16 protein-coding genes are annotated in these 19,220 nt (G+C 52.2%); 14 read left to right on the top strand and 2 right to left on the bottom strand.

The features are described from left to right. Positions 1-139 precede the first annotated feature (139 nt). The 8 genes from MKX70_RS22810 to MKX70_RS22775 all read left to right on the top strand — a co-directional run bounded on the left by MKX70_RS22810 (position 140) and on the right by MKX70_RS22775 (position 6,989). Positions 140-721 carry a TetR/AcrR family transcriptional regulator gene (locus MKX70_RS22810; protein ID WP_042236277.1) on the top strand — a complete coding sequence of 194 codons (582 nt, stop codon included), beginning with the start codon at positions 140-142 and terminating at the stop codon, positions 719-721. Positions 722-743: 22 nt separating this feature from the next. Next, entirely contained in the window at positions 744-1,178 is a 435-nt protein-coding gene (locus tag MKX70_RS22805) for a GNAT family N-acetyltransferase (protein WP_042236279.1), read from the top strand. A 95-nt stretch (positions 1,179-1,273) separates the two neighbouring features. Continuing rightward, a complete protein-coding gene (msrA, locus tag MKX70_RS22800; protein ID WP_042236281.1) occupies positions 1,274-1,786 on the top strand; it encodes a peptide-methionine (S)-S-oxide reductase MsrA in 513 nt (170 codons plus the stop codon). 338 nt (positions 1,787-2,124) lie between these two features. Further along, positions 2,125-2,976 carry a beta-1,3-glucanase family protein gene (locus tag MKX70_RS22795; protein WP_340840798.1) on the top strand — a complete coding sequence of 284 codons (852 nt, stop codon included), beginning with the start codon at positions 2,125-2,127 and terminating at the stop codon, positions 2,974-2,976. A gap of 38 nt (positions 2,977-3,014) precedes the next feature. Beyond that, positions 3,015-3,485 (top strand): beta-1,3-glucanase family protein, encoded by a 471-nt coding sequence (locus MKX70_RS22790; RefSeq protein WP_340840797.1) that lies wholly within the window; start codon positions 3,015-3,017, stop codon positions 3,483-3,485. A 74-nt stretch (positions 3,486-3,559) separates the two neighbouring features. After that, entirely contained in the window at positions 3,560-4,753 is a 1,194-nt protein-coding gene (locus MKX70_RS22785; protein ID WP_340840796.1) for a cell wall-binding repeat-containing protein, read from the top strand. Between the two features lie 147 nt (positions 4,754-4,900). Next, on the top strand, positions 4,901-5,614 hold the full coding sequence (locus MKX70_RS22780; protein ID WP_340840795.1) for a response regulator transcription factor: 714 nt from the start codon (positions 4,901-4,903) through the stop codon (positions 5,612-5,614). Then, on the top strand, positions 5,604-6,989 hold the full coding sequence (locus MKX70_RS22775; protein WP_340840794.1) for a sensor histidine kinase: 1,386 nt from the start codon (positions 5,604-5,606) through the stop codon (positions 6,987-6,989). Before MKX70_RS22780 ends, MKX70_RS22775 begins: the two co-directional genes overlap by 11 nt. Here the strand turns inward: MKX70_RS22775 and MKX70_RS22770 are convergent, their stop codons facing one another. Both MKX70_RS22770 and MKX70_RS22765 read right to left on the bottom strand, forming a co-directional pair. Then, positions 6,990-7,667 (bottom strand): DUF1796 family putative cysteine peptidase, encoded by a 678-nt coding sequence (locus MKX70_RS22770; RefSeq protein WP_340840793.1) that lies wholly within the window; start codon positions 7,665-7,667, stop codon positions 6,990-6,992. 232 nt (positions 7,668-7,899) lie between these two features. Beyond that, on the bottom strand, positions 7,900-8,385 hold the full coding sequence (locus tag MKX70_RS22765) for a DUF6803 family protein (protein ID WP_039291493.1): 486 nt from the start codon (positions 8,383-8,385) through the stop codon (positions 7,900-7,902). A 121-nt stretch (positions 8,386-8,506) separates the two neighbouring features. On the opposite strand from MKX70_RS22765, the gene MKX70_RS22760 reads away from it, so the two are divergent. The 6 genes from MKX70_RS22760 (at position 8,507) to MKX70_RS22735 (ending at position 19,191) form a co-directional block, all read left to right on the top strand. Further along, positions 8,507-9,172, top strand: coding sequence for an HAD family hydrolase (locus MKX70_RS22760; RefSeq protein ID WP_340840792.1), 666 nt, complete (start codon positions 8,507-8,509; stop codon positions 9,170-9,172). Positions 9,173-9,627: 455 nt separating this feature from the next. After that, positions 9,628-11,541 (top strand): threonine--tRNA ligase, encoded by a 1,914-nt coding sequence (gene thrS, locus MKX70_RS22755; protein WP_340840791.1) that lies wholly within the window; start codon positions 9,628-9,630, stop codon positions 11,539-11,541. 56 nt (positions 11,542-11,597) lie between these two features. Continuing rightward, a complete protein-coding gene (locus MKX70_RS22750) occupies positions 11,598-12,194 on the top strand; it encodes a GNAT family N-acetyltransferase (protein ID WP_042236294.1) in 597 nt (198 codons plus the stop codon). Positions 12,195-12,438: 244 nt separating this feature from the next. After that, positions 12,439-13,944 carry a hypothetical protein gene (locus MKX70_RS22745; protein ID WP_340840790.1) on the top strand — a complete coding sequence of 502 codons (1,506 nt, stop codon included), beginning with the start codon at positions 12,439-12,441 and terminating at the stop codon, positions 13,942-13,944. 11 nt (positions 13,945-13,955) lie between these two features. After that, entirely contained in the window at positions 13,956-14,714 is a 759-nt protein-coding gene (locus MKX70_RS22740; protein ID WP_340786367.1) for a DUF6063 family protein, read from the top strand. Next, the gene (locus MKX70_RS22735; protein WP_340840789.1) at positions 14,701-19,191 is read left to right on the top strand and encodes a hypothetical protein; all 4,491 of its coding nucleotides are present in this window, start codon (positions 14,701-14,703) and stop codon (positions 19,189-19,191) included. The genes MKX70_RS22740 and MKX70_RS22735 overlap by 14 nt, the downstream gene beginning before the upstream one ends. Positions 19,192-19,220 lie beyond the last annotated feature (29 nt).

Genomic DNA, 19,220 nt, shown 5'->3' with positions numbered 1-19,220 from the left:
GTGTACAAGGCAAAAGGATCACGTGCTGTGATCCTTTTTTGGCGCGCTGCAACGATCATACAGGGGTGTTGCCTGCAAGATTGACAAACCTATAATCTGCATGTGATAATTACCTGACGATCGTCAGGGGGTTGATGAGATGACTGCTAACGCGATACTGCAGGCTGCATGTTCACAATTCGCCGAGAAGGGCTTTGAAGGAGCTTCGTTGGCAGGGATTGCCCAGGCGGTAGGGATTAAGAAGCAATCCATTGCTACCTATTTTCCGAAAAAAGAGGATTTGTTCATGGCCGCCTTCGGCGAAATGGCCCGGCATTACTATGAATTTCTTGAACAACTGTATAAGGGCCTCAGGGATACACCTATAGAGATGAAGCTGCGTGAGATTATGTATAAGAACTACTATTACAAAGCGGAGCACCCGGTATTGACTGCATTCTACAAAATGGCCGTGCAATTTCCGCCGCCGTTCTTCCAAGATTTGCTGGAGGAGCAGATTGCGGTGATGGAGCAACGTTCCGCTGTGCTGTACCGGGCGATTTTTGAGGAGGGCATGAGCACGGGAGTCATACGGCAGCAGCGGACAGACAGCCTGCTCTCGGCCTATTATTGTTTGCTGGACGGGATCGCTATGCAGATGTTATTTTACAAGCAGGAGGAATTTGAACAGCGCCTGGAGGATATCTGGGGGATTTTCTGGGCGGGTATTAAGCAAGCTTAACCGGAGAGGGAGGCAGGATGATATGCGTGTAGACAAGGTTACGAATGAAGCAGGATTACAAGAGGCCTTCCGGATCAGACGTGAAGTGTTTGTGGAGGAGCAGGGCGTACCGCTGGCCGATGAATTTGATCAATATGAGAACCAGGCAGAGCATATATTGGTGTTTCACGAGGATGAGGACGCTCCAGTAGGAACAGCCAGATTGCGGGTTGTGGACGGATGGGCCAAGCTGGAACGGATTTGTCTGCTGGCCCCGTACCGCCGAAGCGGGCTAGGGTCCGTAATTATCGGCACATTGGAGGCTATGGCAGTAGAGCAAGGACTCCGGCAAGCTAAGCTGCATGGCCAGAAGCAGGCCGAAGGCTTTTATCAGAAGCTGGGCTATGAGACTTCCTCGCCTGTCTTTATGGAAGATGGAATTCCCCACGTCATTATGGTCAAAAGCTTGCAGGTCTAATCTCTCAAATTGACTTTATGACCAGCAGGCCTTATCTTCAGAACAAGCGTTAATGTATGAATTGCAGATGAGAGACAGGGAGAGGGATTAAGCTTATGGAACAGGCAATGTTTGCCGGAGGCTGCTTCTGGTGCATGGTTACACCGTTTGAAGAGCTTCCCGGAATTCAAGGAATTGTATCAGGGTACGCCGGAGGCACGGTGGAGAACCCTACATATGAGCAGGTCAAGACTGGGACAACGGGTCACTATGAGGTAGTACAGATTACGTTTGATCCGGCACTTTTCCCCTACGATAGACTGCTGGAGCTGTTCTGGCCGCAGATTGATCCGACGGATGACGGCGGACAGTTTCAGGATCGCGGCACGCAGTACCGGACAGCGGTATTCTACTATAATGAAGAGCAGCGGCTGGCGGCTTTGGCTTCCCGGGAGCAAGTGGCGGCCAGCGGCAGATTTGAGCTTCCTGTGGTGACGGAGATTCTGCCTGCACCCCATTTCTATCCGGCTGAGGACTATCATCAGGACTATCACAAGAAGAATCCGAAGCATTATAAAGAGGACCGTGAGCAATCCGGACGGGATACCTTTATTTCGCAGCACTGGTAAAAGCGGATACTGAAATAAAGTTTAGAAAAGCCTTTAATCACCTGGCATCTGGGGATTGAGGGCTTTTTGCTATTTTTGCAGCGCTCTAGAGGTGAAACGGAAGAAATTAAGTCATAAAACCAAAAAATGGGAACCTGAATCCGAAATTCCGAGCCTACTAAATGAAGATTTGCCCTACTATAATCATATTTGTAAACGCATACATCTACACGTAATTCTGGTTTGATCCGGGGATGGGGGAGGGTGGATATTTTCTGAAATGCTGAATGATCTGTCTATAGCTTCCCGTTGCTAAAGGTAATGATTACAGCAATGCCACTATAATTCAGGAGGAATATATGATGCGTAAAAAATGGCTAATGTCCATGCTTGCGTTCGTGCTTCTGCTCTCTTGCCTGCCATTCTTTGGTTCCAAAGCTGCCGCCGCTGATTATACCCAGGGAGTAGAATTGTCGGGAACTACAGCGACGATCTGGTTCAAATCTACAGTAAGCACCAGTTGGGTGGATGTACATTACAAGGTCAATTCCGGAACGCAGCTCAATTACCGTACTACCTACAACAGCAGCAAAGCCCGCTATGAGCAGGTGGTCACTGGCGTTACCAGCGGAACGGTTCTCACCTATTTCTTCACGTACAACAATGGAACACCGGCATATGATACCGGCTGGTTTACGTATACCGCCGGAACGGCGCCGACTACCCCGCCTGGGGGTTCCTCTGCTTCGATCTATTCCATTACCGCCTCTTCCATTCCCACCCCGCCGGGAGGTTCCGTGTCGGTGAAGGTCATGAACGGCACGGGCGGAGCTTATCCGGACAATCAGGTATATTGGGGAGTCATCGGCATTAATCCGGCCAACGGTAAATGGAGTTATCTGGATCTGAGCGGCAATCTGCTGCCAATCTCTAATGCGCTGAATGATGCCTCCGGTCATCTGATCAAGAACGGCGTGAATTACGCGAATATCTACCATACCGTAAGTCAGGCTTCCTGGGTAACGATGCCCAAAATCACCTCCGGCCGCATGTTCCTCAGCGTAGGCACGCCGCTGTACATCAAGACTTATGATGACGGCTTTGCCGGACCGGATATTGATAATCCTACCGACCCTAACCGTAATCTCTATTTCGATTTCGTTGAATTCACGGTGGATGCTACAGGCTATCACGGCAACCGACACGCGTAGATGCCTTCGGCTTCCCGATCCAGCACCGGCTGGTAGGCTTGTCGGGCGGCTATGATAAGACCGTAGGCGAGCTGGAATCGGAGACACGGGCCGGAATCTTCACTAAATACCAGAATGAAGTACCGTCCGCCTTCAAATCACTTGCTACGGATCAGGCGCCTTACCGGATTATCGCTCCTGTCCATGGATCGTTTAAAGCCGGCGGGGCCAACGGCAATTATTTCGCAGGTTATTCCAGCTACAGCACCCAGGATATTCTCCGCAACGATGGCTCGCTTATTGATGCTGCCACCAGCGCTGCCATTAACCGCCATGTCTACACCTCCGGCAACTGGAACAATGTCGAGGACTATTACAAAGCGGCTCCAGCCAATTACTATGCGAAGTTCTGGCATGATCACAGCATCAGCGGGCTGGCTTACGGCTTCCCTTATGATGATGTCAACGGCCAGGCGGCCTATCTCGAAGTCGGCGATCCCAAAGGCCTGATTATCCGCGTGGCCTGGTAAGCAGCTTCATTCTTTCTACACATTTGTCCTGTACACTTCTAGGTATTCGCTAGAGCAACTTGAATGGAGGGACAATGATGAAGAAAAGACTACTGACGGCTACCTTTATCCTGCTGCTTGGAGCTATACTGGCGGGTTGCAGCCCGGGCGGGGATAACAAGGAAGAATCAAGCGCTATCCCTGCACAAACAGCAGTAACCACGCCATGGATCGCTACCAAGAATACAACACGGATTAACTCCTCTGACCCTGTTCAGGCGGCTGTACTGGTCTCCCGGACCTTATGGACGGCTGAAACGAAGGGCAACCGGCCATCGTCTGTAGTCCTGACAAGTGTGGATAACTGGCAGATTGCGGCGGTAAGCACGGACCTGATCCACCATCCGAACAACGGTCCGGTGCTCTTTTTCACCCAAAATGGTGTGCCGGATGAGACTCTTACTGAATTGAAGCGGCTGAAGCCGCTTGGTGCGGACGGCAATGACGGCATTCAGGTTGTAATTGTCGGTCCTTCGTCTGAAGCTGTCGAGTCGCAGCTCAGCTCGCTTAATCTGAAGCTGGACAAGATTGAAGGGGATGATCCAGCCGCAGTGGCAGGCGCTATTGATGCTTACTATGCGAAAGTGTCAGGCGAGCTGCCGCAGAGTGTAATTATCGGATCGGTGGATAGTCCTGAATATACCCTCCCGGCTGTGAACTGGATCGCCCATATGCCAGAGCCTTTACTATATGTGAGAAAAAGCGAAATCCCGGCTGCAACAGCAGACGCGCTCAAGGAACGCGGCGGCAGTGCAGCAATCTACATTCTCGGTCCCCAATCTGTCATTTCAGCTGATGTGGAAGAGCAGCTTAAGCAATACGGAACGGTTACGCGTATAGCGGGAGAGGATCCTTATGAGAATGCCATTGCCTTTGCCAAATTCAAGGATACGGCGAACGGCTTCGGCTGGGGAATCACTGCTCCCGGACATAATCTGTCCTTGTTGACTACGGATTCAACGATGCTTGCGATTGCCGCAGCCCCCTTCTCCCATCTGGGCAAACACGCGCCGCTGGTCTTCATGAAGCAGGACGGATTGCCGGATTCTCTGATGAATTATACGATGGAGCTGCAGCCCAAATTCAAGGATTCACCGGCGGAAGGCCCGTATAATCACGCTTGGCTGACTGGCGATGCAGCAACGATCAGCGCCGCGGCGCAGAGTGAGATCGATGACATGCTGGAAATTTCCTCCGCCTCCGGTGACAATCCGCACTCGGGGCATTAGACAGAGCAAGCCGGCAGCGGGACCCGCTGTCGACTTGCTCTTTTTTCGCGGAAACGGACCTCACCCCAAAAGAACGGCATAACCGTTCCCACTTGGGTATAATGAATGCACGAACGATTAACCATTCCACAAAAAAGGGTGAACGGCTTGTCCAAATCTCAAATACTTATAGTAGACGATGAATGGAATATGCGGAATTTGCTGCGTATATATCTGCTGAATGAGGGCTTCACCACCAAGGAAGCGGCCACGGGGCAGGAAGCCATCCGCATGGCGGGGCAGCACGCGTTTGATCTGATACTGCTCGATGTGATGATGCCTGACATGGATGGCTGGCAGGTCTGCCGTGTGATCCGGGAGCAGAGCCATATCCCCATCCTGATGCTCACCGCGCGTTCGGAGATTAAGGATAAGGTGCAGGGTCTTGGCATCGGCGCGGATGATTATCTGACTAAGCCGTTTGAGCCGGAGGAACTGCTGGCCCGGATACATTCGCTGCTCCGCCGTTCTGCGCTGACGCAGTCACTGGCACCCCGGGAAGAAGTACTGGAATACCCCGATTTGCGGATTTACCCGGAGGCACGCGAGGTGCGTGTACAGGGCCAGAACGTTGATTTTACGTTAAAAGAGTTCGATCTCCTGGCCTTGCTTGCGCGCAGCGGACAACGGGTATTCACCCGCGATGAGCTGGTCGAACGGTTATGGGGCAACGATTACGGCGGTGAAACCCGGGTCATCGACACACACATCAAGAATATCCGCGAAAAGATGCAGAGAGCGGGACTGGCGTATAATCCGGTGCAAACGGTATGGGGCCTCGGTTATAAATTCCAGGTCACAGGTAGTCCGGATGAAACATAATATCATCGGCTCCAAGCTTGGGCTGGTCATCATGTCCGTATTCCTGATCGTGCTGCTGTCGCTGGGCATGGTGATCGACAGGATGTTCACCAGCTTCTATTACAACGAAATGCAGACGGAAACGGAGGAGCTCGCCTCCCATTTCACGGTCATGGCCCAGTCCAAGGAATCCACGACCAGCCAGATGATGACGACGTTTGCTGAATTCTCTAATGTCAGTATATTTAACATACTTCCCGATGGCCATACGAGTCTCCATTCAGGCGTTCACGATTCTTCGGACAGGGCGTTTATCCGAACCGGGGATCTAACTGATATTTTCAACGGCAAAACGGTCAGCTTCCTGTACAAAGATCCAGAGGGGCACCGTTATTTCGTTACTGGTCAGCCTATCTCGGGCAGTGAAGGTGTCAGTTCGGCGCTATATGTGATGTCCTCCACCACGAATATGGAAGAATCGCTGGCCTCAGTACGTAATATACTGCTGCTTGCCGGGATCGGCGCATTCCTTCTGGCGCTCGGCATCACCTGGATTATTGCCGTGGTCCTGTCCCGTCCGCTTCTGCAGATGCAGAGAGCCACCCGCAAGATCGCCGCCGGTGAACTGGAGACACGCCTTACCATCCGCGGTAAGGATGAGATTGGTTTCCTCGCAGGAGCCATTAACGATCTGGCCGTTGATCTGCAGCGTTACAGGGATACCCGACAGGAATTCCTCGCTAACATTTCACATGAACTGCGGACACCGATTACTTACCTGCAGGGATATGCCAAGGTATTGAAGAGCGGGTTGTATGAGACGGAGGAAGAGAAGGGACTGTATCTCGACATCATCGATCAGGAAGCGCACCGGCTGCAGCACCTGGTCGACGACTTGTTCGAGCTGGCCAAGATGGAAGAGGGCAGAATTCCACTGAACCTGGAACAGGTCGATCTCAGACAGATCGTGGATCAGGCGGTCCGCAGGGTGGAATTACCGGCGAAGGAGAAAGGTCTGCTGCTGACAGCGTCGTACGATGGCGGGCAGGACGTGAGGGTATTAGGCGATGGCAAACGGATGGAGCAAATTGTGATGAATCTGCTGGAGAATGCTGTCCGCTATACCGAAAAGGGACAGATCAAGGTGAATCTAAGATTCACTCCGGACTCAGCAATATTTGTTGTAGAGGATACGGGAATCGGAATTCCGGAGGCGGAGCTTCCCTTTATTTTTGACCGTTTTTACCGGGTAGAGAAATCCCGCTCGCGGCAATACGGAGGCTCCGGCCTCGGGCTTTCAATTGTGAACAAGCTGGTCGAGCTGCTCGGCGGTACGATTGTATTTACAAGTAAGGTCGGCGTAGGAACACGCTGTGAGGTTACTTTTAAGAGATAACTAAGAATGATTTAGACTTATCCCTTGCAGGATGTAATCCCAATTCGCATAATCATTCATATCGCCAGGCACTTCCAGAACGCAGACATTGCCGATACCCCATTCGGCTTCTCTTGTTAGGGTAAGGCCGGGTATGGGATTTAGGATGAGTATTGTGAATTTCTTGTTGTCTAAAAGTTTTGATAATATCCTATGCAGCTCCAGTACCTGTTCAGCGCTTGCAAACCATCTGATAAATAAACTATTGTCGCTGCTGAGCAGACTGTTCCAGAACCGGCCGACCCGGTATTCCAGCTTCAGTCTGTAGGCGGGATAGGAAGCGCTCCAGCCCTGACCTGGAATAATCGGGAAATCGTGGGCAGAGATGATGTTATACAGAGAGTCCCGTATGAAATAGGATGGTGACAGATTGTTCCTGGAATGATCCAAATATACGGGATCTCCATCATCCAGCAAAAAATGAGTCTCATCCAACGGATGCAGATTTCTCAAATCCATAAAGTTCTTGAACTCATTCTTTAGAAGCCGGTTGACGTCTGCCAGTGAATACGAAATCATCCAGTCTAGAGGCATTGAGAATTTACGTAGACCGTATCTCTTCAGGTTAATTGCTGGCGCACAAGATGAACCTAAGCTGACGATCAGTCCATAGTCCTTTTTGACGTCTTGTAGTTTCATGAATTCACCCATCTCTATCCAGACTTCATCGTTAGTAAATCATATACGAGATGCTCCGGGATTGATTGGACGGATGAGACAAAATTCAGCGGTACACATGCTTCGGATAGCTGAGAGGCGATTTCATTCTGAGGGGTTTGTGCGTAATGAAAACCAAAAGGCGCCCGGGCAGCTATTTCTATAGCCTCCCCGGACACCTGTCAATCTTTTATAAACTTAAGTGACTCAACTCTTAGTGGCTCATGCCAGCCATTCCGCCCATAATTTCCGGGTTCACCATCCCGAAGATCATGGCGATGTGGGCAACAACGAGGAAGCCGCTGATCAGCAGGAAATGCAGCTTAAGCTTGCTCTCTTCACTGCGTTTGCGGGCGATGAGACCGAGATCCAGCAGGGCCAGAGGCAGCAGGAAGATGACTCCGCTCAGATAAAAGCTTACCGCAACTACATCCACCCAGGTGTGCCATTCACCATTTGCGGTGAGCGGAATGAAGGCGGTAGGGAACAAGTACAGGAAAACTCCGGTGAAATAGAGTCCGGCAAGAATACTACATACCCGGTTGAACGCTCGGAGCGGCCCGTTCAGCTTCTTGGTGAACAGAATAATAAACTCCGTAACCGTTATCGTCTCGGCAAAAATCACGGGAATCGCCATAAAAAGAATCAGATTCCATGGCTGATTGTCCGCCAGCAGGGACATATAATGCGTCATGTTCATGTTACATCCTCCAAATTCAAATATAGCTTACATAGTGATGTTAGTAGATAAGTGTGTGGAAAGTATGAAGAAAGGAAGGTATGATGGATAAAAGTTAAACAGGAAGGGAGCACGAACGGAAGTGAAGGACGCGTTGCATCATATTTTATTTGATCTGGACGGCACATTAACCGACCCCAAAGAAGGCATCACCAAATGCGTGGAATATGCACTGCATAAGTTAGGGATCGGGGTGGAGCATCCCGACCTGCTGATCCCGTATATCGGGCCGCCGCTCTATGATTCTTTTGTTCACATCCAGGGTCTGACACATGAAGCTGCCCTGCAGGGCGTGGACTTCTACCGGGAGCGTTACCGGACGCTAGGCATGTTCGAGAACAATGTGATCCCAGGGGTTCCGGAGTTACTGGAGAACCTGCGGAATCAGGGGTTCAGCCTGTATGTGGCGACATCCAAGCCCACGGTCTTTGCTGAGGAAATTCTCCGCCATTACAAGCTGGATCACTTCTTCAGGTTCACCGCTGGCAGCAATCTGGACGGGACACGCTCGAAGAAGCGCGAGGTGATCCAGTATGTGCTGGATCAGAATGATATTCCTGCCGCACAGGCGCTGATGATCGGGGACAGGGAGCATGATATTATCGGGGCGAAGGCCTGCGGTGTGCCCTCCATTGGCGTGTTATTCGGCTACGGTTCGGAGGAGGAATTATCAGCTGCCGGAGCGGATTATATTGCTCCTACGGTTGAAGAAACGGGTAAGATTATTTCACGGATTTCAAGTGAATGATAGTAACGGATAGATTGCCGGGGGGGGCAGCGGCATACAACTATTTTTACATTGAGGTATTGACTTTTAGCGAAGGCATTCAGTATTATGTAACCAGCAACACCATATCTAAGGCAATGACCAGAGACAGGATATCCTCCCAGGACTGACCAGAGAGAGAAGTGCAAGGTGAGAGCTTCTTACAGAGACCAGCCGGATGTTACCCCTTTGCAGCCGTGACACTGAACCCTCCTGCTGTTAGTGAGGCTGTAAATGCCACCGACCCATCCCCGTTAACGGATGCCATGAGGATTGTGCTTATCACGTTTCCGCCGAACAGCCGGGGGTCCGTGAATACATAGTCGAATTAGGGTGGAACCACGAGCTTAGACGCACTCGTCCCTTTCCGGGATGAGATGCGTTTTTTTGCGTTCAAATCACACTAACAGAAACCTGAAGAAATGGAGGCCACAATCATGGAGATTCAAGTGAAACTGCCGGATGGAACAAATAGGAGGTATTCGCGTAACACCACAGTTGCGCAGGTTGCGGAGTCAATCAGTGCAAGTCTGAAGAAGAATGCGGTAGCCGGTAGAATCGACGGCAGGCTCGTTGACCTTGATCACCCGGTTGAACAGGATAGCCTCGTTGAAATTATAATGGCGGACAGCAGTGAGGGTCTAATGATCCACAGACATAGTACAGCTCATCTGATGGCCCAGGCTGTCAAACGGATCTACGGGGATCAGAATGTTAAATTGGGTATCGGTCCGGTCATAGAGGATGGATTCTATTACGATATTGATATAGCACGTCCGTTGTCCGTGGAAGATTTGAGTGCGATTGAGCGGGAAATGGAGAAGATAATCGGAGAAAATCTGCCGATTCTGCGCCGGGTTGTCAGCAGAAGTGAAGCGATGGAACGGTTCCGGCAGCTGGAGGAGCCCCTTAAGCTTGAACTGCTCCGTGACCTGCCGGAGGATGCAGTGATCAGCTTGTATGAGCAAGGTGAATTCACTGATCTGTGCCGGGGGCCGCATTTGCCGTCTACTGGCCGGATCAAGGCCTACAAGCTGCTTAGCGTAGCGGGAGCCTACTGGCGCGGGGATTCAGATAATCAGGTGCTCCAGCGGATCTACGGAACTTCATTCTTCAAGAAATCCCAGCTGGAGGAGCATCTCCACATGCTGGAGGAAGCGAAGAAGCGTGATCACCGCAAGCTGGGCAAGGAACTTGGGTTGTTCATGTTCTCCGAAGAAGCGCCGGGTATGCCGTTCTATCTGCCGAAAGGGATGCTTATCCGTACAGAGCTGGAGAACTTCTCGCGTGAATTACAGAGGTCCAGCGGCTACGATGAGGTCCGTTCACCCCTGATGATGAACAGAAGGCTATGGGAGCAGTCCGGACACTGGGATCATTATAAAGACGAGATGTATTTCACAAAAGTAGATGAAACAGATTTTGCGCTCAAACCGATGAACTGCCCCGGACATATGCTGATCTACAAGAACAGCCTTCGTTCCTACCGTGAGCTGCCGATCCGGATTGCTGAATATGGCCAGGTCCACCGCCATGAATTCTCAGGGGCGCTGAATGGTATGATGCGTGTCCGCACGTTTTGCCAGGATGATGCCCACCTGTTTGTCCTGCCGGAACAGATTGAGGATGAAATTAGCCGGGTGCTGGAGCTCATTGATCAGATGTACAAAGTATTCGGTTTCGAGTACAAGGTGGAGCTGTCCACACGTCCGGATGATTATATGGGGGCTGAAGAACTCTGGGATCAGGCGGAGCTGTCGCTCGAACGCGTGCTGAAGAATAACGGGACCCTGTATCGGGTGAACGAGGGGGATGGCGCTTTTTACGGGCCTAAGATCGATTTCCATGTCCTTGATGCCTTGAAAAGAAGCTGGCAATGCGGTACAATCCAGCTGGATTTCCAAATGCCGGAGAAGTTCGATCTGACTTATATTGGTGAAGATAACGTAAAACACCGTCCGGTAGTCATTCACCGTGCTGTATTCGGCTCCATTGACCGGTTCATGGGCATTCTTACAGAGCACTTCAGCGGAGCTTTTCCGCTATGGCTGTCTCCCGTGCAAGTCAAGCTGCTGCCTGTATCCGGGGTTCATGCTGATTATGCCTTCGAGGTTAAAGAGCAGCTGCAGGCTGCCGGACTGCGGGTTGAGATGGATGTGCGGGATGAGAAGCTGGGCTACAAAATCCGTGAAGCACAGCTGGAGAAAGTGCCTTATATGCTCGTACTTGGAGATCAAGAACAGAACAACGGTACTGTTTCCGTTCGGGGCCGTGCGGAGAGTACACAAATACCGCTCAGCGTGCAGGAATTCATTCAGCTGCTGGCCGGCCAAATCGCTGATCGGAAATAAATTGCTTCATTAATAGGTAGTCGAAGAATAGGTAGTCAAAGTTCAGGAGGGCTGATATGATTTCGAAGAATGCTGAGCAACTGGAGGGCAGCGTGATCAGGCTTGTGCCCCTCATGGAAGAGCATAAGCCGGAGCTGGTTAAGGTGCTGAACGATCCGCTGATCTGGGAATACACCTGGAGAAGAATCAGTACAGAAGAGCAGGTAGGGCAATTGATTGACGCGGCATTGGTGAACAAGGCTAAAGGTACGGATATGCCTTTTGTCATCATTGAGCAGGCTTCCGGCCGAATTGCCGGCACTACGCGGATCATGCATCTGGACCGGACACACCGCAATGCTGAGATCGGCTGCACCTGGATTTCGCCGGATTACTGGAGAACCGCAGTGAACACGGAGTCGAAGTCGCTGCTTCTGCAGTACTGCTTCGAGGCGCTCGGATTAATCCGTGTTAACTTCTCTATTGTCAGTAGCAACCTCCGGTCACAGCGGGCGGTTGAACGGATTGGTGCTGTCCGGGAAGGCGTGCTGCGCAAGCACCGCCTCACTTCTGACGGCATGGTTATGGACAATGCGCTGTACAGTATCATTGATGACGAGTGGCCGGCGGTGAAGGCTAATCTTGATTATTTGTTGAATGTGAAGTATAAGTAGCTGCATCCATCCGGGTGCCCAAGCGAAGCTTAGAGGGGTCCCATTGCGGGCCCCTCTATTATTTTTTTGCAAATAGCCATATCTGAGAAACATTGATATAATAGAAAGAACTGAGGATAGAAACATACATTCCCCAATATATCGTTTATCGTGATCTTAGCCCATACTTCACCCTTCGGGGCAGATGTGGGTTTATGTTATGTTGTGAGGTAAATTATGAAGTGATGGCGAGGTTGGCTGGAGCATGAACTGGAATGATTTTGGAGAACGGAATAAACGGCTGAATCCCCTATGGAGTCTGGGGGCAGGCATGAATCTCGGCGAGCTTCAGCCTTATAAGGAAATGATTGCTCTAAGCGTGCTGCTGCAGATCTATTATCTGGAGCTGGAATCGAATGAACAGAGATCCAGGGAGGATCTGGTCCAGCTGACCTGGAGCTCGCTTGAACGCTTCGGCATCGCGAAGCTTGGCAGTCCGGAATCGGTGGAACGGCTGGTGGACGGGCTACTGTGGAGCGGAGGCGGCGGGGATTTCGAGGCGAACTATTATGATGATCAGTCCCGTCAGATGGCGGTGCAGAAATACAAATATTTCTCAGTGGATGAAGATGCCACCCGTACCAGCTGGGAAGAGAACGGGACCACAATCTACCGGCTCTCCGAATATGCGATGGAGCTGATCTTCATGAGCCATGAGATCATTGACGAATTTCAAATCAGCATCAAGCTGCTCGAGATTCAGATGCATATCAAGCATGGACGGGTAACCCGGGCGATGCAGGATGTGAACGAGCTGATCTCCCGGGTGCGGAAGATGACCCAGCAGCAGCAGGAATACCGCAATGCGCTACGCCGTAATCCGAAGCATATCTTCAGCGAATATGGCGCTCAGCGGCACCAGCGGCTGGAGGAGATTCATCAGCAATTTGACGAAGAACGCAAGCATTTCGATAATATTCACCGCTCGCTGGCCCGGCTGGCCAATGATGAGAAGGATGTCATCGACTTCAATGAGCTGCGCCTGCTCTCCGAGCGGGTCGAACTCTCCCGTCGGGTGCATGATGAGCTTGCCGAAGTGGTACTTAGCATTTTTGAAGCGGAAACCAATCTCAGGCTCAACTTCCCCGAGCTGTTCTGGGGTGCCGCCGGCTTCAACTTCCGTACCCACGTCTGGGAGGAATGGGTGAAGCCGGAAGGGTTGCCGGATGGAGACAGCATGGAAACTCTGATCAGCGGGCTATTCTCTCCCAGCCAAGACTTCATTTATCCGCTGGCCTGGGCCTGGGAAGAGCAGGATGTCGGCTTCCTGCCGGACGAATTGCCGGAAGACCCGGATGAAGCCGGGGAGGAGGAAGAACTCCACTATGTCCCCAAAAGCATACCGTGGACCGAGGTATCTGAGCTTTGGCTGCCGGTCTTCGCCGGACTGGCAGAACAGGGAAGCTTTACATTCTCGGCAGAGGCTTTCTCTGAGGATGAACAGCGGCGCTGGGCGGATACCCCCAATGCGGTGGACCTGTGGGTTCAATTTTTCCATACCGAAATTAAGGTGCAGGAGCAGGAAGTGGAAGGTCACGGCGGGGCCGATGAATGTCAGAAGCTGATTGGGCGGCTGATTGCGGACCACCCGGAGCTTGAGACCTTGCGGGGCAAAGTGCTGCAGACCAGGATTGCTAACGGGCAGCAAGGCAGCATCCGCTGGCCCGGTCTGGAGATCAGTCCTTATACCATTACTATAGTAGAGAAGTGAGATGATTCAGCATGAGTTATTCGTTAGAGCAAGTACAACAGGCTTCACGGCTGTTCTTCGACCTGCTTCGCCGCAAGGTGATATCACTTGATGATCCCGCTGCGGCCGAATGCCTGCAGGATACCGTCGCTTATGATGCCTTACAATATGTAGCCAAAGAAGCCGGCTGCCGGATTATGAACTCCGGGCATCGTCTGCACCTGCTCGTGAGTCCAATGGGTTCCGGCTTTGCCAGCAACTTCACACAGCTGCGCAATAAATATTCGCGCATCGAACGCAAGACGCATCTGCATATCATCAACGTAATTATTCTGGTGTTCCTGGCTGAGATGGATCAGGATGAACAGCATTTCAAGCCGGGTCAGGACAGCATGTCCTACATACAGCTCTCGGATCAGGTATCCGTCCTGTTCCAGACATGGATGGACATGGACGAAGACGGCAGCTTCAGCAAGCAGTGGCGGCTGGATATTCAGGCGATGTACAAAGTATGGAGCAGCCTGTATATGCAGACCAAAAGCCAGGAGGAGGGCGATTCGCTGACCCGCGGCGCCGGCTCACGGATCGGCCTGATCCATGAGGGGATGAAGCTGCTGGAGGAAGAACATCTGGTGTTCATCTCCGAGAACGAGAAGCGGATTTTCCCCCGGGAAGAGCTGTATGAGCGGATGCGTTATCTCTATCATGATGTGGACCGCTATAAGGAGCTGAAGGCCCTGATTGGCCGGACACTCAGCGAGAAGGAGGAGGAAGCCCATGCCGCGCATTGAGCGAATCCGCATCGCCGGACTTAAATATGAGAAGATGCTGAAGAAATATGAGGATATGATCCTCGACCTGTGCAATGAGGAAGGCCCGTCCAACACGCTGATTACGCTGATGAACGGCGGGGGAAAGGGCGTACTGCTGCAGTCGATATTCCAGCTGCTGATGCCCAAGGCGGCCTGGGGTAAAGATAATGAGAACCAGGTAGAAGCCTTCTTCCATAATCACAAAAAACAGCTGAAGCCCTATACGTTCCACGTTGCCATCGAATGGCGGCTGGACGAGCCGGAACGGACGGAATACATAACCACCGGAATCGCAATGACTGCCCAGAACTCCATGGATCAGCTGGAGATCAAAGTAGATTATCTGCTCTATGCGCTGCTCAATTATGATGAGAATGCGGAGCTTACGTTGTCTACTCTGCCGCTCTATGATCACGAGCTGAACACTCCGGCCAGCTTTGAAGCGATTCAGCAATTTGTCCGTGAGCGGCGTAATGAGATCGTTGCGTATGGCAGCCACAGCTCGGACCTTAAGAAATATTATGCTTTTCTGGCAGACCGGGATATCCATATTGATGAATGGCGGAATATGCGGAGAATCAACGGTGAAGAGGGCGGAATTAAAGGCTATTTCCAGAAGAATGACGCCTTTACCAACCACAATCTGTTCGAGAAGCTGATTATTCCGGAAATCGGGTCCAGTCTGAACGGCAGCATGCGCGAGGATGAAGGCTCGCTTCAGCGGATGTTCATAGATTCCGCTACGGTTGCACAGAGGCTGCCGATGCTGGAGCAGAGAGAGCGGGCTTTTGCTGAATTCACTTCACTTGCCGCCCCGCTCTATGAGGCCGTCAAGCAGGGGACTGAGGCTGACCGCAGCTTTCAGGAGACCGAATTGTTCGGGCGGCAGCTGTACACGGTGATCTATGATGAGCTGAAGAATGCCGAGGACAAGCGCCGCAAAACTGCGGATGAGCTGGCCGGGCATTATCAGGAAGCGAAGCAGCTGAAATTTGAGACGGATAATCTGAAGTATCTGAAGCTTAAGGAAGAGCGTGACCGCAAACAGGATGATTTCAAAGCGGTCTCGGATAATCAGGCACGGGCTAAGCAGCGGTTGGAGGAATCGAAGATCAAGGAAAAGGCTCTTGAGGTTGCCCATTATCTAGCCAGACGCAGACTGCAGATCCGCCAGATGGAGCAGTGGCAGAAGGAAATTGAAGCCATCGAAGGCTCCCTTGCGATGAAGGAGCGCCAAGAGGTCATTCAAGCGGCCAAGCAGGAGCTTCGCCTGCAGTGGGATGAGGTCTACCGGCTGTGGCAAGCGCGAATTCTGTTCTTCAGCGGCCGCCAGCAGGCTCTGGGTGCAGAAGAGGCCGTTCTGCGCAAAGGCCGGGAAGCATTCCTGCTTGAACTCGGCGGACTGGAGGGCAAGATTCATGAATTGACGGCGCTCATCCGCCAGTATACCGAAGATCTGGGAGTGTTCGCTTCCCGCCACGGGCAGGAGGCTGCCCATTCCCCGGCAGCCGCACTTCAGCGCACGATGATTGCAGCCAGAAGCATTACCGAGAATATCGTTGCCCTGAACGAGCAGCGCAAATCCGCAGAAGAAGAGAAGCTTGCTCTGCATACCAGACATACACGGCTGACTGAGAAGCTGCTGGGGGCTGCAAGCCAGGCGGAGGAGCTTACGGACCGGATTGAAGCTCAGATGGGCAAGGAATCACAGCTCTGGTCACAGCTTGTAGTTCTGCTGGAAATGTATGAAGAACATCAGCAGCTCGGGACGACAGCATTGTTCGAGGCCAAATCACTTATTCAGGAACGGTTCATCCGCAGGCTGGATGATGCCGAGCTGCAGACGAAGCGGCTCAGACGGGAATACTATAATCAATTGCTGGATGTAGAGCTGCAGCAGGAAGCCTATTGGCTGCCTAATAATGATATCCTGACAGTGAAGGATGCCCTGGATGCCCTGAAGATCAGCTCCATGATCGGCAGTGCATATCTAAACGACCAGTCTTACCTGGTCCGTGAAGAGGAGCTGGAACGTCACCCGCTGCTGCCTTACGGGCTGATTGTAACGAAGCGTGAATCGGCTAAGCTTCAGCCTGAGCTGCTTCAGGAGCTTTTGCTCAAATCGCCTGTCCCGGTCTTCGTGCGTGAGGAAATGGCGGATGCCACAGGAGCTTCATTCCTGCTGCTCACCCATCAAGGGCCGCAGATGGTGCTGCAGCCGGAGCGTTTCCTGGACTGGAAGCAAGGGATCGCCTCCCGGCTCAAAGAGCGGGAAGAAGAGCTGCAGGATGCGGAAGGGTATCTGGCGAAGCTGAAATCAGCCAGACAGGAGTATGACCGTCTGCTCCAGGGTGAACACACCGTAAGTCTGCGGGCCAGACAGCAGGTATTAGAGACCCGGCAGCAGGAGCTTGGCAAGAGTCTAAATGAATTGAATGCTGAAATGTCCCTTAATGAAGAGACTATATCCGGAATAGCCAGAGATCTGGCTGTCAGTGAGGCCGAGAAAACCGAGCATGAGGCCAGGGCAGCGGCGCTGCGTGAATGGGCGGAGCGTAGCCGGAAGCAGGAGCAGGATTACAAGGACAAACAAAAGTCAGTTGAATTGAAGACAGCCTTAAGCAAAGAGATTGCCGTTAAGGAACAGCATCTGGCACTTCTGAAGGCGGACATAGACAGCCTCGCCCTGCAACGGGAGAAGTGGCTGGGAGAAGCTAAGTATTCCTTGTTCCCGCGGCTGCAAAACTGGTTCCCGGAGATTCACTTCCCGAGTGAACATGGCGGTGCTGCACAAGATACTGTGCAGGAAGAAGCAGTGCCGGATGAAGCATTACAGGATAAGCTGCTGCAGCTGCTGAGTACCGTGGAAAGTCTGCAGCAGTCCCTCAGCCAGAATGAGCTGGAAATCCGCACACGGGCTGCCCAGATCAAAGCGGCGGGACAACAGCTGGTTGAACTGGAAGCTGCAGTACATCAGGTCGATGACGGATGGCAGTCTGCGCCCGAACCGGATGAATCACCGGAGGTTATTCAGTCGGCCAGAACACGGCAGAAGAGTGACACGGCGATTCTGGACGAGGATTATCAGCATATCCGCGATTCCTACATCCGCTGTATGGCAGAGCTGGACAACCTGCAGAAGGAGCTGGGCAAAGCCGAGAAGGCCATCAAGGAGAAGCACGAGCGTGCTGTAGAGCTCTGGCATGAGCCACTGGTACAGAAGGAAGAAGAGCTAAGTGCGCGCTTCCGCGAGAATGAGTATTTGCTGAATACAAGCAAGCAGGCGCTTGCCTCAATGGATATTTGGCTGCAGACTCTCTCCAATCAGAGCAAGGTCATGGATACCCATGTGGAGAGCCGCATGCCGCTGCGGGATGTGCCCGAGGACGTGCAGCTGGATGTGCGGGAGAACTGTGAGCACTTGGTTGCAGACTGGCTGCTGCGCAGCAAGGAGAGCCGCAGTCAGCGTGCGGAAATCTCGCGCAAGGTCAAGGAAGAGAAGACAACGCTCAGCGGCAGACTGGCCAAATCCGGATGGAACGTTGAGCTGGAGACCAAAATTCAGGACCGGCTGAACACAGTTCACTGGGATGATTTCTCGATTGCACTGCAGGTGCTGGACTCGATGCTCCAGAGCTCACGTGATCAGATTGAGAGTATCCGCAGTGACAAGGAAGATATGGAGCTGTCGCGTAAGCTGTGGGTAGGACGTGCCGCGAAGCGGGTCGTGCAGATTACCGACATTCTCAAGCGGATGGAACGCCGGATGATCATTCATAATGAGAACGGGCATGCCTTCCCCCTGGTCCGGCTGAATTACAAGAATATTACCGTTCCGAGAACGACAGATGACATCGAACCGCTGGTCAGTGAGTATTTCAACCGCTGCATCAGCAGCCTGCTAGAGAAGTTCCCGAAGATCGAGCAGGTTCCGGCTTCCGTAGTCAGAGAGCTGATTAATGACGGGCGGATGGTGTATGCCGCGCTGCAGAACCGCTTCCCGGTGCTCCAGGTATATAAACCGGTGACCGAGAATTATTTCCTCTACGCAGCACCGGAAGAGTACCATTACTCGGATTGGGAGGTCATTAACCGCGGGGCGCTGGATGAGGCCGTCGGCAGCGGCGGTCAACGCCAGTCGGTTCAGCTGCTGGTGGCGATGATGATTATGACCCACAAGCGCGTCAACCGGGAGAATAAAGGCTGGACGGTCTTCCTGTACGATAATCCGTTCGGTGAAATGGTCTCCAATAACGTGCTTGATCCGGTATTCGAGATTTCCAAGGCGCTGAAGTTCCAGTGGCTGATCGTTACGCCGCCGGAGCTGGTGAAGAATGACGTCAGCATCCGTTTCGGTGTGTACTGGCAGCTGTATTTTGGCGGGGATAAAGGAGATGCACTGGATTCAACCCTGATTAAGGGCGGACGCAAGCTGGTCCCTGCCTCATTGTTCTAGCAACAATCCAAATCATATAGATGGGTGGT

Source organism: Paenibacillus sp. FSL R7-0312 (assembly GCF_038004445.1).
Lineage (GTDB): Bacteria > Bacillota > Bacilli > Paenibacillales > Paenibacillaceae > Paenibacillus_AQ.
The sequence above is the reverse complement of the archived record's forward strand: the minus strand, read 5'-3'. Positions and strand labels throughout refer to the sequence as shown.